The following is a 15,561-nucleotide window of genomic DNA, read 5'->3' as shown; positions in this document are numbered from 1 at the left end:
TCGGTCTCGTTTAAAAGCTCGCCTGCACGGCGTTCAGAGCCTGCTGATCCACGACGGGGCGCGCCCGGGTCTGGGCATCACGTACATAGGCGTTGAAAATATTCTGTGCCAGAGCCTGATCCATCTGTGTGCTCAGGGCATCATGCAACTGGCGCAGTTCATCCGTATCCGCCGGCGGCAGGATTTCGTCCAGACGCACAATCCAGGCCGCACCGTTGCCGCCAATAACGCGCAACTCGCCCGGTTCCATGGCGAATACTTCGGTCATGAAATCGGCGGGAACGTCATCCAGAAACGCGGTGCGGGTCAGGGCGTTTTCGACGCGGAAGGGCAGGCCGGTCGCGGCAAAATCACCGTCAGTGGCCAGTTGGTTCAGAATGGCATCCGCCTTTTCGCGCAGGGCTTTGTTGGTCTCGGCCTGTTGCCAGGCCGCGGCGACACGGTCGCGCGCGCTCTCCAGCGGTTCCGGGCGGCGCGGCAGAACCTCGTCCAGGCGCAGGGCAAAAATTGACCCGTCTTCGAGGAAGGCAATTTCAGGAAAATCCCCTTCCTGCACGGCTTCTGCGGCCGCTCGGAACCCGTCATAGGCCGCAACGCCTTCGTCGCTGTCACGGGTCCAGTCGATCTGACCCAGTTCCATTTCGGTTTCTTCCGCCAGTTCTTCCAGAGTGGCACCGCCCGCCAGCATGTCGTTGATATCTTCGGATTGCGCCTCGATCAGGCGGCGGGCGCGTTCAGTCGCCAACTCTTCCCGAAGTGCCGGCTCGGCCTCGTCATATGGAACATTGTTCGCGGCCAGTGATCCGTTGACACGGAACAGGGCCGGACCGAACACCGAAGGCAACGGGCCCACGACAGCGTCAAGCTCGGCCGCAAAAACGGCGTCCGCAGCTTCGCCCAGATCCTCACGCGTCACGTCGCCCAGATCTATGTCGTTCAGTTCCAGATCGCGATCCCGAACCAACTGTTCAAAGGTCGTGCCGCCAACCTCGAGCTGCGCCAAAGCGTCCTTGGCGGCCTGTTCGCTTGGGAAGTTCAGACGTTCAACCAGACGGCGTTCGGGTTGGTTGTATTCGTCGGACCGTTCTTCATAAAGCTTCCGCAACGCGTCTTCGTCGATTTCGACCGTGTCCACCAACATTGCAGGCGACAGAATCGCATAAGTCAGCTGCTTGGTGCGAGGCAGGGTAAACTGATCTCCATTGTCATCGTAGAATGCCTGGATCTGCGCGTCCGTTGGTTCGGCCACAGGTGTGTCCAGTGCTTCCGCCCCGACAGTTGCGACCGTAAAGCTGCGCCGCGCGCCGATGTAGTCGACCATCGTGTCCGTCATCGTTGCGGGCATTTTCACGCCGCCCATGATAGCGCCCTGCACGATGGTTCGGGCGGATTCCTTGCGCAGATCGGATTCGAATTCGGAATCGGTCATGCCGACCTGTTCCAGCTGAAAGCGATAGGATTCTCGGTCAAAAGTTCCGTTGACACCCTGAAACGCCGGGATCGAGATGATCTCTTGCTGAAGGTTCTCATCGCCGATGGAAATCCCAAGCTGACGGACCTCGTTGTCCAGCGCTGCCAAAGCGGTCAGGCGGGCAAGGGCGTTTCGATCCAAACCCAGCTCGCGCGCTTGCGACATCTGCAAAGGCTGCCCGGATTGTGCTTCGACCGCTCGGATTTCGCGCTGCAATTCGCGCACATAGTCATCGACCGAGATGCTTTCGTCGCCGACTTGCGCAACTGTGCGGATCGTCCCGCTGAGGTTGACCGCGCCAAATCCCGCAAGGCCCAGCATCAGCAGGCCCATCAGAATCCAGACAAAGGTTTTCGAAAGACTTTTAGCGCCTGCGGCCATGATGCCCTCTTGTTTTTTTGGCAGAGTTCTGCCCTGTCGGTTGCGGCCCTGAATACGACGCACACCGCCGAGGGGCAAGCTTAGAAGGACAGGTCCTGCAACCGGTCGAACAATTGGCCCAGCCCGGCCCGATCCAGATTGGCAAAAGCAATGCGCACCTGCCGTTTTCCATCCGGGTCATGATCGGGCATGAACATGGTGCCGGGCAACAGCAGCACACCGGCTTCGCTGACCAGACGGCGCGCAAGCTCGTCTGACGACATGTCGAACGGATGTTCGAGATAGGCAAAATAGGCCCCAAGTCCCAAAAGCCGCCAACCCCGGGTTTCAAGCGCCGGCATCCCTTCTGCAATGGCTGCGCGGCGGTCAAGAATTTCATCGCGCTCGCCGGCCAGCCATTGCGACAGGTTTTGCATACCCCACAACGCAGCGAACTGGCCGATCTGGCCGGGGCAAATGGCGACCGTATCCAGAAATTTCTCAACCTCGGACGACAGCTCCGGGCTTGTCGCGATGGCGCCAACCCTGTGGCCCGTCAGACGATAAGCCTTGGAAAAAGAGTACAGGTGGACAAGCGTTTCGTCCCATCCGGGTTGTTGAAACAGATCATGCGGAGGGCCGCTGCGGCTGTCGAAATCGCGATAGGTTTCATCGACGATCAGGCGAATCCCGGTTTCACGGGCCAGGTTGTAAAAGGCCCTGACAAGTTCGGCAGGGTATTCGATGCCGCCCGGATTGTTGGGCGTGACCAGCGCAATGGCGCGGGTCTTGTCCGTAATCAAACCGCGCGCACGCTCTGGATCGGGTAGAAGGTCATCGCCGGTCGGCAGGTCCACGGCCTGTACCCCTGCCATGTCCAGCCACATTTTATGGTTGAAATACCAGGGGGTTGGCAGAATGACCTCATCGGCTTCGCCGGTGATCGCCGATATCACGGCCGAAAACGCCTGATTGCAGCCTGATGTGATGGCGATCCGGGGTGAATCTACCCGTGCTGCATAGTGAGAACTGATCTGCGCCGCCAGTTCAGCGCGCAGATCGTCATTGCCCAAAACCGGGCCATAAAGATGCGCGCTGTCTTCGCGAACGGCGAACTCGGCCATGGCCTGCCGCAAGGCCAGCGGCGGCGGATCGACCGGGGCCGCCTGGCTTACGTTGATCAACGGGCGGTCGGATGGGAAGGAAACGCCCTCGACCCATCGGCGCGCCTCCATCACCGGGGGTGCGAACGTTGCGGCGGTACGGCTGAGCGTCATGTGCGGTCTACTGTTCTGGAATCAATCGGTGCCGCGATACGGCTCGACATATTGAAGGGCCATATCCCATGGGAAGAAGATCCATGTGTCCTGGCTGACCTCGGTGATGAAGGTATCCACCATCGGACGGCCCTTGGGTTTGGCGTAAACCGTTGCGAAATGTGCGTTCGGGTACATTTCCCGCACCAGTTCCAGCGTCTTTCCACTGTCGACCAGATCGTCGATGATCAGAATACCGGTTCCGTCACCCATCAGGTCGGCGTCCGGAGATTTCAACACCTCTGCTTCACCCTGTTCCTGATGGTGGTACGAACGCACGCTGATCGTATCCACCGTACGGATGTCCAGTTCGCGGCTGACGATCATCGCAGGCGCCATGCCGCCGCGGGTGATCGCGACAACACCCCGCCAGTTGCCATCATCGGGCCCTTGCCCGTCAAGACGCCAGGCCAGTGCACGCGAATCGCGATGAATCTGGTCCCAGCTGATGTGAAAGCCTTTTTCGTGGGGCAGGCGGTCCTTGGCGCTCATGTTCTTAACCTTTTTCCATGTCCGGGGCGTCAACGGCCTTCATGCCGACGATATGATACCCGGAATCCACATGCAGGTTTTCACCGGTTACGCCGCTGGACAGATCCGACAGAAGATACAGCGCCGAGTTTCCGACATCGTCAATGGTCACGTTGCGGCGCAGTGGCGAGTTATATTCGTTCCACTTCATGATATAGCGGAAATCGCCGATGCCGCTGGCGGCCAGGGTTTTGATCGGACCGGCCGAGATCGAGTTCACGCGGATGCCATCCTTGCCCAGATCCTCAGCCAGGTATTTGACCGAGGCCTCGAGCGCGGCCTTGGCGACGCCCATAACATTGTAATGCGGCATGACCTGCTCGGCGCCGTAATAGGTCAGGGTCACAGCGCTGCCGCCCTCGGACATCATCTTTTCAGCACGCTGCATCACGGCCGTGAAAGAATAGACCGACACATCCATCGTCAGTTTGAAATTCGCGCGACTGGTGTCGACATAGCGACCGCGCAGCTCGTTCTTGTCGGAAAAGCCGATGGCGTGGACGATGAAGTCCATCTTGCCCCATTTCTCTTCCAGCGCTGCAAAGAGCGCGTCGATGGATGCTTCGTCACTGACGTCGCAGGGCAGAACGATTTCGCTGCCCAATTGCGCCGCCAGCGGGTCGACACGCTTTTTCAAAGCCTCGCCCTGATAGGAAAAGGCCAGCTCGGCCCCGGCATTCGACAAGGCGCGGGCGATTCCCCATGCGATTGATTTGTCATTGGCCAGTCCCATGATGAGGCCGCGTTTGCCGGCCATCAACTGATTTGACATGTTCGGTTCTCCGCCTGTCTTCGCGTTATGTTGAGTTGGTTTATGCCATTGGTTGCGTTGCATCAAGGCCGTGCGCTCTTGCCCGCAGCGGGTTCTCGCCTTAGGTTCGTCGTTAATACTTTCCAGGGGATGGAAATGACCGAGCGTGATGGCATCTTTGCTGGCTCCGATCCGTTTGAAATAGCGGCCCGGTGGTTGGCTGAGGCTGAAGAAACCGAAATGAACGACCCGAATGCGATTGCGCTTGCAACCGTTGACCCGGATGGCTTGCCCAATGCACGCATGGTGTTGCTAAAGGAAATCGAAGCGGACTCGTTTGTTTTCTATACAAACTACGAAAGCGCCAAGGCCAGGGAACTGGACACCGCCGGAAAAGCTGCATTTGTGATGCATTGGAAATCTTTGCGGCGTCAACTTCGCGTTCGTGGTACAATAAGTCGTGAAAACGGGCCCCAGGCAGATGAGTATTATGCATCAAGGTCATTGAAAAGCCGGCTGGGCGCGTGGGCTTCAAAGCAGTCGCAACCGCTTTCGAGCCGGACAGCTTTGATGGCAGAAGTCGCGAAAGTGACGGCGAAACTAGGGCCAAATCCGCCGCGTCCGCCATTTTGGGGCGGGTACAGATTGACGCCCACCGAGATTGAGTTCTGGGCCGATGGAGCGTTCCGCTTGCATGATCGGTTCAGATGGCAACGAATTGAGCCGGGATCGGCATGGCATGTTGAAAGGTTGAATCCATGACGTTCACGTGTCGTGAAATGCAACAAGCAGAAAACAAACGATTTTTTCAGCTTGAATTTGCCTGCCATTCCCCTAAACAACAAACCCTTAACGAACTGTTGATATTCGCGATGGGAAAACCGTGCCAGAAGACCTGAACAACATGTACCGCGTCCGTGGACACGTAAAATGGTTCGACCCTGCCAAGGGGTATGGCTTTGTTGTGTCCGAAGAGGGCGGCCCGGATATTCTGTTGCACGTGAATGTTCTGCGCAACTACGGCCAGAGCTCGGTCGCAGACGGTGCCAGCATTGAAATCATGACTCATCGCACGGACCGAGGGGTTCAGGCGGTCGAGGTCATCGCGATTGATCCGCCGGCGCGGACCGACTCGATGATGCTTGCTGATTTCGCCGAGCTGGATCCGGAGGTCATCGCAGAAGCGCCGTTGGAAGCCGCACGGGTGAAATGGTTCGACAAGGGCAAAGGTTTCGGATTTGCAAATGTCTTCGGGCGCGGCGAAGACGTATTCCTTCATATCGAGGTGTTGCGCCGTTCGGGGCTTGCCGATCTGCAACCAGGTGAAGCACTGGCCATGAGGGTGATCGACGGCAAGCGGGGTCGGATGGCCGCGCAGGTTCTGGCCTGGGAAGCGGCTTTGGACAGCTGAACCGGATGAAACGGCTTCGGATACTCTTGACCATATTCTTAACGTTGTGGGCAGGAGTTGCCGCTGCCGCATGCAGATCCGACCGTGTCACGCTCAGAAATGACAGTGCGACGGTGCAATTTGACGTGGAAATCGCCGTTACACCGCAAGAGCGATCCCGCGGTTTGATGTTTCGCGAATCGTTGCCGACCCGATCCGGTATGCTGTTCGTCTTTGACCCGCCGCAGCCTGTTGCCTTCTGGATGAAGAACACCCTGATCCCGCTGGATATGATTTTTCTGGATCGCACCGGTTTGGTGACTCGTGTGCATGAAGGGGCGATTCCGGGTGATCTTACGCCGATTGAAGGGGGCGATTCCGTATTTGCGGTGCTGGAAATCAATGCAGGATTGTCCGCGCGCTACTCCATCGGGCCCGGGACACAGATGAAGCACGAAATTTTTTCGCAAGGACCTGCAATTTGGCCCTGTTAGGGCTTTTCAAATCAGAACGGCATCGTTAGGAAGGCGCACGGTCCGGGGCGTGGCGCAGTCTGGTAGCGCACCTGTTTTGGGTACAGGGGGTCGTAGGTTCGAATCCTGCCGCCCCGACCATTTCCATCAAGCTAATTCGGCGAGCCACCCATTGACTGGTAGAGCTCGCTGATGGCTTGGTTCAGAAGCTTGCTTTCAACCGGAACTTCGACGGCCGCACCGGATTTTTGCGGGACGTGGAAGAAAACACGCGCGTCCACGCGATACCCTGCGCTTGTCTTCGTCGACGTCAGGCGCATGACGCTTTGGGGCAGGTCCTGCGGATGACCGTCATAGTTCAGAATCAAATAAGCTGTGGCCTTTGGGGGCAGGAACTCACTGCATTCAAAGATTTGGTTCCCGGTTTTCCTGAAAGACTCGCCTGGGCCCGAGCAGCTGGTCTCGAACGTATCGAACAGTCGTTGAGGGAAGGAGTCGAACTGTGCGCTGCGTGACGGGATGGGCACATCCTGTGGTGCGCACGCCACGATGAAGGCTGTGGCCGGGACAAAAGGAAACAACTTCATTCGCTTGAGCTCCCTCGCTCGTGGGTAGACCGTTCGGCAGACGGTGCGGGACAGTTTGTCTGGGCGGTATTGATTCCCCTTCAGGGTAACCAGCATGTCATTGGTTGATCAAATACCGATAACTATGCTGGTAAAAACGGGAATTCATTTTGAGAATTCAAAACATCAGCGGAAATACGCCGTGGATGAAGCTGTGGAGGAATCGCGGCCTGCGCGCAGAAGACTTTACGCAACCATCAGGTCAACAAAAAAGATTTGGAAAATGACCGAAAAAGGGCGTTGACCTTCTATGGGAACATACGTCAAATTGTATGGGCCAACGAGATTGCCACAATATCTGGTGTATAATCCGGAAAAGGCAGCGGGCGAGGGTCGGAAAAGCACAATCGTTTTACGTGCGGTCGCATTTGCGGCTTTGCGCTGTCTCAGACAGCGAACAGTACCTTTTTGCACGCGTCTCAGGGCGTTGTGGGCGACACCCCGCAACACAAGATTTGGTGTCGGGAATCGGAAATTGAGCTGTATTAACCAGGGCTGCGGACATGAAGATTGAAAGAAAATTCACCAAACCGGATCAGGACGCCTATGCGGAACTGAATTTTGTGTCTGCAACGTCTGAAATCAGAAATCCGGATGGCACAATCGTTTTTCGTCTGGATGACATCGAAGTCCCCTCCAGCTGGTCGCAGGTCGCAAGTGATGTGATTGCGCAGAAATACTTTCGCAAGGCGGGCGTGCCCACCAAGCTCAAGAAAGTGAAGGAAAAAGATGTTCCCGAGTTTCTGTGGCGCTCGGTTCCCGCAGAAGGCGCCGAGTTCGTAGGAGAAACTTCGTCGAAGCAAGTGTTCGACCGTCTGGCCGGAGCCTGGGCCTATTGGGGCTGGAAGGGCGGCTATTTCTCGACCGAGGAAGATGCGCGCGCCTATTTCGACGAGATGCGCTTTATGCTGGCGACCCAGCGCGCGGCGCCGAACTCACCGCAGTGGTTCAACACGGGCCTGCACTGGGCTTATGGAATCGATGGCCCGGCACAGGGGCACCATTATGTCGATTACAAGACCGGCAAGCTGACCAAATCCAAATCGGCCTACGAACATCCGCAGCCGCACGCGTGCTTCATCCAGTCGGTCGATGATGATCTGGTGAACGAAGGCGGCATCATGGATCTGTGGGTGCGCGAGGCGCGCCTGTTCAAATACGGCTCGGGAACCGGGACCAATTTCAGCCATCTGCGCGCAGAGGGCGAGGCGCTGTCGGGCGGCGGCAAGTCCTCGGGCCTCATGGGCTTTCTCAAGATCGGCGACCGCGCCGCCGGCGCGATCAAATCAGGCGGAACGACCCGTCGGGCAGCAAAGATGGTCATCGTCGATGCGGATCACCCGGACATCGAGCAATTCATCCAATGGAAGGTGATCGAAGAACAGAAGGTGGCCTCGATCGTTGCCGGATCGAAGATGCACGAGAAGATGCTGAACGGCATTTTCGAGGCCATCCGATCTTGGGATGGATCTGCCGATGACGCCTATGATCCGAACAAGAACGACGCGCTGAAGAAGGCGGTTCGTAAAGCGAAAAAGGTCGCGATCCCAGAAACTTACATCAAGCGCGTCTTGGATTATGCCAAGCAGGGCCACGACAGCATCGAGTTCCCGACCTATGATACAGACTGGGATTCAGAGGCGTACAGCTCGGTTTCGGGCCAGAACTCGAACAACTCGATCCGCGTGACCAATGCGTTCCTCAAGGCGGTTGAAAAGGATGCCGATTGGGAGTTGATCAACCGCACCGACGGCAAGGTGGCCAAGGTGGTCAAGGCGCGTGATCTTTGGGAAAAGGTCGGCCACGCCGCGTGGGCTTGCGCCGATCCGGGCATCCAGTTCCACGATACCGTCAACGAGTGGCACACATGCCCCGAAGATGGTGAGATCCGCGGCTCGAACCCGTGCTCGGAGTACATGTTCCTCGACGATACGGCCTGTAACCTGGCGTCGATGAACCTGCTGACCTTCCTGAAGGATGGTGAGTTCCAGGCGGCGGACTACATGCACGCCTCGCGTCTGTGGACCCTGACGCTGGAAATCTCGGTGACGATGGCGCAGTTCCCGTCGAAGGAAATCGCGCAACTGTCCTATGACTTCCGCACACTGGGTCTGGGCTACGCCAATATCGGCGGTCTGCTGATGAATATGGGCTACAGCTACGACTCGGATGAGGGTCGGGCGATCTGTGGTGCGCTGACCGCGATCATGACCGGTGTGGCCTATGCAACCTCGGCTGAGATCGCCGGTGAGCTTGGCCCGTTCAAAGGCTACGAACGCAACGCCGACCACATGTTGCGGGTCATCCGCAACCACCGCCGCGCGGCACAAGGTGTGACCGAGGGCTACGAGAAACTGGCGGTCAAGCCGGTGCCACTGGATCACGGCAACTGCCCGGACAAGCGTCTGGTCGATCTGGCCATGTCAGCCTGGGATGAGGCGCTGAGCCTTGGTGAGAAAAACGGCTATCGCAACGCGCAGGCCACCGTGATCGCGCCAACCGGCACCATTGGTCTGGTGATGGATTGCGACACCACCGGGATCGAGCCTGACTTTGCGCTGGTAAAGTTCAAGAAGCTGGCCGGTGGCGGTTACTTCAAGATCATCAACCGCTCGGTGCCTTCGGCGCTGGAAAAGCTGGGCTATTCCTCGTCGCAGATCGAAGAGATCGTGTCCTATGCCGTTGGTCACGGCACCATCGGCAACGCGCCGGGGATCAACCACACCTCGCTGACCGGTCACGGCTTTGGCCCGAATGAACTGGCAAAGGTGGACGCGGCGCTGGAAAGCGCCTTCGATATCCGGTTCGTCTTCAACCAGTGGACGCTGGGCGAGGATTTCTGCACCGGCGTTCTTGGCATCCCGGCGACCAAGCTGAATGACCCGACATTCGACCTGCTGCGCCATCTGGGCTTTACCAAGGCGGATATCGACGCGGCCAACGACCATGTCTGCGGAACCATGACACTGGAAGGTGCGCCGCATCTGAAGGAAGAGCATTATTCGATCTTTGATTGCGCCAACCCGTGCGGAAAAAAAGGCAAGCGTTTCCTTGGTGTTGACAGTCATATCACCATGATGGCGGCGGCACAGAGCTTCATTTCGGGTGCGATCTCGAAGACGATCAACATGCCGAATGACGCGACCATCGAAGACTGTCAGAAAGCCTATGAACTCAGCTGGTCGCTGGGTGTGAAGGCCAACGCGCTTTATCGTGACGGTTCGAAACTGTCGCAACCGCTGGCGGCAGCACTGGTCGAGGATGACGACGAGGCGGCAGAGGTGCTGGAAAGCGGATCGGCGCAGGAAAAGGCCGTCGTTCTGGCCGAGAAGGTGATCGAGAAGGTTGTGGTCAAGGAAATCATCCGCAGCCATCGTGAAAAACTGCCGCATCGCCGCAAGGGCTATACCCAGAAGGCAATCGTCGGTGGCCACAAGGTCTATCTGCGCACTGGTGAGTTCGAAGACGGCCAGTTGGGCGAGATTTTCATCGACATGCACAAGGAAGGCGCTGGCTTCCGGGCGATGATGAACAACTTTGCCATCGCCGTGTCGGTTGGTCTGCAATACGGCGTGCCGCTGGAAGAATTCGTGGACGCCTTCACCTTCACCAAGTTCGAACCCGCGGGGATGGTGCAGGGCAACGACTCGATCAAGAACGCGACGTCGATCCTGGATTACATCTTCCGCGAATTGGCCGTGTCTTATCTGGATCGTACCGATCTGGCCCATGTGAAACCCGAAGGCGCAACCTTCGATGATCTGGGCCGGGGCGAAGACGAGGGTGTCTCGAACGTTTCGGAAATCAGCGAATCAGCCGCGTCCAGGTCGTTGGAAGTGCTGAAACAAATCAGCTCCACCGGTTATCTGCGCAAGCGCTTGCCGCAAGATCTGGCGGTGTTCAACGCCGGTCAGGTCGAGGTGAACGGCATGGCTGAACCGGCGGCTTCCTTCGAAGCACCGGCAGCCGAAACGGCGGTGGCCACCGGCATGGACGCCCGCACGAAGGCCAAGATGCAGGGGTACGAGGGCGATCCCTGCGGCGAATGCGGAAACTACACGCTGGTGCGCAACGGCACCTGCATGAAATGCAACACCTGTGGCGCGACAAGCGGGTGTAGTTAAGGACAGCGCCCCGGCACCCCGGGGCGTAGGGGTCGGACGCTGCCCTAGGTAACCGACCCCGACGAATACGAAGAAAGGATACAAGACTTACCGGATGTCCTTTCTTCACTCGGCCGACATGCCCGTGTTGGCCGGGAACAGGGTGGGGCGGAATATTTGCTCCCTCCCACTCTTTCACGGAACGGGTGCGCTCGTTCCATGCGACGTCCAGGCCGCAGGCAAAAAAACACCGGGCGGTCAACGAAATGAGCCTGGATGGCGAAACTGACAGGGGGCTTCGGCCCCCTTTCTTTTTTGCGACTGGTTGCCCGGATAAGCGCAGTCTTGCCGGATCGGGCCATGCCTTTCGGGCATGTCCCGCCGAAATGGGTCTGGCAAGGTTTTGCCCGGCGGCGCTTCGCGACTCCGACTCGGTCAAACACGCAAGGATTGGCGCGATTTCCTCCCGATCGCGCAAAACGGGTGACGCCTGCGGCTGTTGCGGTGTTTCTGGGGCCTGTCCGGACGAAGACATAATCAACCTATCCAGGAGGCACCAAAATGAAACCGCAGTACTTGATTGGGATTTCCATCGCTGCTCTGACCCTGCCGGGAGTGCTCTCGGCGCAGTCCTCAACCGATGCCAATGGCGATGGCGTTCTGACCATCGAAGAAATCCAGGCCGTGTTGCCCAACGTCGACGCCGACACTTTCTCGGCGATGGACGCAAACGGCGACGGGGCGCTGGATGCTGATGAAGTGGCCGTTGCGCAAGAGGCAGGTTTGCTTCCACCCAGCAACGGGTAAACAAGAAAGGGCGGCCCGACACTCATCGGGCCGCTTTTTCAGATGCTATAACGGCAAGTGAATGTTGAATTTTTCCCGAATTTCAGCATCCAGAAGAGGGTCGAACCGGGCCGCCGACGGGGTGGACAGGATTTCATTCTTTCGGGCCACTGCCTTTTCAACCAGATCCGGTTTGCCAAGCTCCACCCACTCCTTGGGGGACGAGCGGTCACCAAAGGTCGGATAGACATAGTCGGCCTGCATCCGGCTGAGGGTCGCATCGGTGCCCAGATAATGACCGGGGCCGCCCATGCATACGGATGCGATCTGATCCAATGCCAGGGTTTCATCGGTCACTTCGATCCCGCGCACACAGCGCAGTGCCTGACCGATCAGGTCGTCGCTGAGGATGAGGCTTTCAAAGCAGAAACCCAGCAGCGAGGCGTGCATGCCAGCGGCTTCATAAACCATGTTCAACCCGGACAGCCCCGCCATCACGTTCGAGCACATCTGTTCCCACCCGGCCTGCATGTCGGGCAGCTTCGAATCTGATGCACCGGCCGCCGCACCCCCAGGCAAGTCGTAGAAACGGTGCATCTGGGCGCAGCCTGCCGTCAGCAGGGCTTGTTCTCCGGAACCGATGGACATTGCGCCGGTCCGCAGATCAAGACCAAAAGGCCAGGTGCCGAAAACTGCGGGTGCGCCGGGACTTACGGCGTTTACATAAACCAATCCCGCAAGGCATTCCGCCGTGGCTTGGGTGATTGCTCCGGCGATTGTCGATGGCGCGGTGGCACCGGCCATCCCGGCTGACAGCAACAGCACCGGCATCCCGGCCTTGATGCACTCCTCCATCACTTCGCAGCTTTCTGTGGCGAATTTCATCGGAGGGACGACGAAGCAGTTCGAGTTCGACACGAAAGGTCGCTCGCGATATTTGTCCTCGCCGCCCGCGATCATGTAGATCATCTCCATCGCGGGGGCGACGTGGCTGGGTTCCGTGAAGGACGTGCCGATATGTTTGAACGTTCCCGAACAACTTGCGTAGATCGTGTTCAGGTCCATTTCCAGGTTGTCGGCGATATCGCGACAGACCATGGGGCGTTGAACAAAGTGAATATTGTCAAGCTGTTGGCAGATGCGTGCGGCATCGTGCAAATCCTGAACGGTTGAATCACGATACTCGCGACCATGCACGTCGACCATGGAAACGGCGGCACCAGCCGTGCCGTAATGTACTTTTGTACCGGTCAGGTCCAGATCGGTTTTTCCATCGCGGCTGTACAAAGTGACCTTGCGGTTCGCCTTTGCGATCGTGTCTTCGACAAGGGCACGGGGAAAGCGGATGCGGCCATCGTCGCCCAGTATGCAGCCTGCACCGACCAGATAGTCGATTCCGCTTTGCGGCGCGTCTGCCAGACCAATGGTTTCCAATGCGGTCAGGGCGGCCTCGTGGATACGTTCGATCTGTGCCTGGGTCAGGACATTCAGGACACCGCCTTCCATACCGGGGCGCACGGGGCGCAGATGTTCAGGCAATGCGGTTGCACGGGCAGCGCGACGCGCAGCGCGACCGCCGCTGCGCGATGTGTTGCGGGATTGGTCGTTCATTTCTTTTTCCGATCTGTGAGAGATGTTTGGGGAACTAGCAAGTGGCCGCTTACGGCCGCCCTCTCGCTGCACGCCCCCGGTCCGCACCAATGGTGCGGCTGATCAGGCTGATTTTCCAGTCGTGGTCAGTCATTCCGCCTCTCAACGTTTGGCGCAAGAGTTCCAAAACACGGCGACGCAATCTGTTCTGTTTGCGACCTCAACGGAATTAACTTCAGCAAATGTTTGCCCAACGGTCCACTGACGGAATTCTGAGGCAGATTTTCTCCCGCGGTGACAGAAATCTGTTATACTGCATTCACTTACTCTTGAGCTTTGCGTGCAAGGAATTGAACTCTGACAAAAGCGATCCCAGTTGAATTCAAAGCTAGACATGATCTGAATCCCGAGTGAAATCGCGTTGAAACAGACTTTTGAACTTTTTTCTGTCCTGATTGTCGTGGCTCTGACAGCCAGCGCCAGTCCGGTTATGGCAGAGGATTGGACAGGAGGTTACGTTGGGCTCAGCTTTGGGTACGCGGATGCGGATGGACCGGGTGGATCAAGCGGGGACGACACCGCCTTTGGTGCGCATGTAGGCTATGACCAGGATTTCGGGGCTTTCGTTCTGGGCGGTGAACTTGAATACAACCGCCTGTCCCTGAACCTCAGCCAATCTCAGGGAAGCTTGGACAGCATGACGCGCTTGAAACTGCGTGGCGGGTACGATTTCGGCAGTGCGCTGGGGTATGTCGTCGTTGGCGCGGCACGGGCCGAAACATCCGTCGACAGCGATACCGCCGCCGTTTACGGAATCGGCATCGCTTATCCGATTGGCGAGAATTTTGTCATCAGCGGTGAAGCGCTGCGGCAAGACTTCGATGATGTGACCCGATCCACCGGTGGTCTGGAATCCAACGTCTTCAACCTGCGTACAACGTTCCGTTTCTGACAACAGGCTTATTCAGCTGCGTGCTTCCTCGCAAGTTGCGACGCGAATTTGCACAGCGTTTTCAGCGCATCCGCAAAGCGTTCATCCGCCACGGTCATGGCCACCCGTACGTGCCCGGCAGCGGCCTTGCCGAAGCTTTCGCCGGGCATGACGGCAATTCTGTGTGCGTCCAGCAGCGCGTTGGCAAACGCGTCCCCCGACAACCCGGTCGCGCGGATATCCAGCATCAGATACATGGCACCCTGCGCGGGGACGAGGCCGACGATGTTTTGCGAGGCCAGAATGTCCATTGCCAGGGCACGCCGGCGGCGGAACGGGGCGGCGATTTTTTCTTCCAGTTCAACACCCGCGGTCAGCGCAAAGCTGGAGGCGTCCTGTACGAACCCGGGAACGCCGTAGGTGGTGTGGGTCGCCAGATTGATCAGATGGGCGATGACATCCTCGGGGCCGACGACCCATCCACACCGAGACCCGGTCATGGCATGGGACTTGGACATGGATCCAACCACAAGCGTTCGCTCTGCCATGTCGGGCAGCGCACGCGGCGAAATGTGCTCGCCGTCCCAGACCTGGGTGTCGTATACCTCATCCGAAATCAGCCAAAGATCGCGCCGTTTGCACACGTCAGCGACCGCCTCGAGCGATTGACGGGAATAGACCACACCGGTCGGATTGTTCGGCGTGTTGATCAACAGCGAAACCGCGCCTTCAGCGGCGGCATCGATCCGTTCGGCCTGGGGCTGGAAAGCGCCTTCAGCGGTGGTTTGAACCGCGCGGGCCATGGCGCCAACGCCCCGAATCGTGCCGGGATAGGTGGCGTAGTAGGGGTCGAGATACAATCCGACATCACCGGGATCGCAAACGGCCATATGTGCCGCGAACAGGGCAGCTTGCCCGCCGGGGGTGATCAGAACGTTGTTCCGAGAGGTCGGAACACCTGTGCGGGTCTGAACTCGAGCGGCGACCGTGTCGCGCAGCAGGTCCGTGCCGGGCACCATCGCGTAACCTGTGTGGCCGTTGCGGGCCGACAGCTCCATCGCCTGAAGAATCGAAGGGTCGGTTCGGGTGTCATGTTCACCGATCGTCAGTTCTGTTACGGCTTGTCCTTCGCTCTGCATCCGGCGGGCGCGATAAAACACGTCCCAGCCATCGCTGCCGCCGCCGGTGATCTGCGTGATGCGTTCAGACAGTTTCATCCCATCGCCCCTGCTT

13 protein-coding genes and 1 tRNA gene are annotated in these 15,561 nt (G+C 58.3%); 7 read left to right on the top strand and 7 right to left on the bottom strand.

The genetic code is table 11. The features are described 5' to 3' along the window. Nucleotides 1-10 precede the first annotated feature (10 nt). From NOR97_RS08170 to fabI, 4 genes are all read right to left on the bottom strand, one after another. Complete coding sequence (locus NOR97_RS08170; RefSeq protein ID WP_257600804.1) at nt 11-1,852, bottom strand: peptidylprolyl isomerase; 1,842 nt, start codon at nt 1,850-1,852, stop codon at nt 11-13. Nucleotides 1,853-1,932: 80 nt separating this feature from the next. After that, the gene (locus tag NOR97_RS08165; RefSeq protein ID WP_257600803.1) at nt 1,933-3,108 is read right to left on the bottom strand and encodes an aminotransferase; all 1,176 of its coding nucleotides are present in this window, start codon (nt 3,106-3,108) and stop codon (nt 1,933-1,935) included. Nucleotides 3,109-3,129: 21 nt separating this feature from the next. After that, the gene (gpt, locus tag NOR97_RS08160; RefSeq protein WP_170344155.1) at nt 3,130-3,639 is read right to left on the bottom strand and encodes a xanthine phosphoribosyltransferase; all 510 of its coding nucleotides are present in this window, start codon (nt 3,637-3,639) and stop codon (nt 3,130-3,132) included. Between the two features lie 4 nt (nt 3,640-3,643). Beyond that, entirely contained in the window at nt 3,644-4,450 is an 807-nt protein-coding gene (gene fabI / locus NOR97_RS08155) for an enoyl-ACP reductase FabI (RefSeq protein WP_171725420.1), read from the bottom strand. A 135-nt stretch (nt 4,451-4,585) separates the two neighbouring features. On the opposite strand from fabI, the gene pdxH reads away from it, so the two are divergent. The 4 genes from pdxH (at nt 4,586) to NOR97_RS08135 (ending at nt 6,433) form a co-directional block, all read left to right on the top strand. Further along, a complete protein-coding gene (gene pdxH, locus NOR97_RS08150) occupies nt 4,586-5,191 on the top strand; it encodes a pyridoxamine 5'-phosphate oxidase (RefSeq protein WP_170344157.1) in 606 nt (201 codons plus the stop codon). A gap of 142 nt (nt 5,192-5,333) precedes the next feature. Then, a complete protein-coding gene (locus NOR97_RS08145; RefSeq protein WP_174818371.1) occupies nt 5,334-5,840 on the top strand; it encodes a cold-shock protein in 507 nt (168 codons plus the stop codon). Nucleotides 5,841-5,845: 5 nt separating this feature from the next. Further along, the gene (locus tag NOR97_RS08140) at nt 5,846-6,313 is read left to right on the top strand and encodes a DUF192 domain-containing protein (protein WP_257600802.1); all 468 of its coding nucleotides are present in this window, start codon (nt 5,846-5,848) and stop codon (nt 6,311-6,313) included. Between the two features lie 43 nt (nt 6,314-6,356). Then, nucleotides 6,357-6,433, top strand: a tRNA-Pro gene (locus NOR97_RS08135). 11 nt (nt 6,434-6,444) lie between these two features. On the opposite strand, the gene NOR97_RS08130 is transcribed toward NOR97_RS08135, so the two are convergent. Continuing rightward, entirely contained in the window at nt 6,445-6,879 is a 435-nt protein-coding gene (locus NOR97_RS08130) for a hypothetical protein (RefSeq protein ID WP_257600801.1), read from the bottom strand. Between the two features lie 542 nt (nt 6,880-7,421). On the opposite strand from NOR97_RS08130, the gene NOR97_RS08125 reads away from it, so the two are divergent. Next, nucleotides 7,422-11,042, top strand: a complete 3,621-nt coding sequence (locus NOR97_RS08125) for a vitamin B12-dependent ribonucleotide reductase (protein WP_257600800.1) — start codon at nt 7,422-7,424, stop codon at nt 11,040-11,042. Between the two features lie 540 nt (nt 11,043-11,582). Next, on the top strand, nt 11,583-11,828 hold the full coding sequence (locus NOR97_RS08120) for a hypothetical protein (protein ID WP_257600799.1): 246 nt from the start codon (nt 11,583-11,585) through the stop codon (nt 11,826-11,828). 45 nt (nt 11,829-11,873) lie between these two features. Here the strand turns inward: NOR97_RS08120 and NOR97_RS08115 are convergent, their stop codons facing one another. Next, nucleotides 11,874-13,418: a trimethylamine methyltransferase family protein gene (locus tag NOR97_RS08115; RefSeq protein ID WP_257600798.1), complete on the bottom strand. Its 1,545-nt coding sequence runs from the start codon at nt 13,416-13,418 to the stop codon at nt 11,874-11,876. Between the two features lie 400 nt (nt 13,419-13,818). Here NOR97_RS08115 and NOR97_RS08110 point away from each other — a divergent pair, with 400 nt between their 5' ends. Next, entirely contained in the window at nt 13,819-14,349 is a 531-nt protein-coding gene (locus NOR97_RS08110) for an outer membrane protein (protein WP_257600797.1), read from the top strand. An 8-nt stretch (nt 14,350-14,357) separates the two neighbouring features. Here the strand turns inward: NOR97_RS08110 and NOR97_RS08105 are convergent, their stop codons facing one another. Continuing rightward, entirely contained in the window at nt 14,358-15,545 is a 1,188-nt protein-coding gene (locus NOR97_RS08105; RefSeq protein ID WP_257600795.1) for a pyridoxal phosphate-dependent aminotransferase, read from the bottom strand. Nucleotides 15,546-15,561: the final 16 nt, after the last annotated feature.

Source organism: Ruegeria sp. YS9, assembly GCF_024628725.1.
Classification (GTDB): domain Bacteria; phylum Pseudomonadota; class Alphaproteobacteria; order Rhodobacterales; family Rhodobacteraceae; genus Ruegeria; species Ruegeria atlantica_C.
This window is presented reverse-complemented; position numbering and strand designations above follow the sequence as displayed.

Bases quoted from the DNA above. Each gene is read 5' to 3' on its own strand.
- NOR97_RS08170 (WP_257600804.1), bottom strand. From the start codon at position 1,852: ATGGCCGCAGGCGCTAAAAGTCTTTCGAAAACCTTTGTCTGGATTCTG.
- NOR97_RS08165 (WP_257600803.1), bottom strand. From the start codon at position 3,108: ATGACGCTCAGCCGTACCGCCGCAACGTTCGCACCCCCGGTGATGGAG.
- gpt (WP_170344155.1), bottom strand. From the start codon at position 3,639: ATGAGCGCCAAGGACCGCCTGCCCCACGAAAAAGGCTTTCACATCAGC.
- fabI (WP_171725420.1), bottom strand. From the start codon at position 4,450: ATGTCAAATCAGTTGATGGCCGGCAAACGCGGCCTCATCATGGGACTG.
- pdxH (WP_170344157.1), top strand. From the start codon at position 4,586: ATGACCGAGCGTGATGGCATCTTTGCTGGCTCCGATCCGTTTGAAATA.
- NOR97_RS08145 (WP_174818371.1), top strand. From the start codon at position 5,334: ATGTACCGCGTCCGTGGACACGTAAAATGGTTCGACCCTGCCAAGGGG.
- NOR97_RS08140 (WP_257600802.1), top strand. From the start codon at position 5,846: ATGAAACGGCTTCGGATACTCTTGACCATATTCTTAACGTTGTGGGCA.
- NOR97_RS08130 (WP_257600801.1), bottom strand. From the start codon at position 6,879: ATGAAGTTGTTTCCTTTTGTCCCGGCCACAGCCTTCATCGTGGCGTGC.
- NOR97_RS08125 (WP_257600800.1), top strand. From the start codon at position 7,422: ATGAAGATTGAAAGAAAATTCACCAAACCGGATCAGGACGCCTATGCG.
- NOR97_RS08120 (WP_257600799.1), top strand. From the start codon at position 11,583: ATGAAACCGCAGTACTTGATTGGGATTTCCATCGCTGCTCTGACCCTG.
- NOR97_RS08115 (WP_257600798.1), bottom strand. From the start codon at position 13,418: ATGAACGACCAATCCCGCAACACATCGCGCAGCGGCGGTCGCGCTGCG.
- NOR97_RS08105 (WP_257600795.1), bottom strand. From the start codon at position 15,545: ATGAAACTGTCTGAACGCATCACGCAGATCACCGGCGGCGGCAGCGAT.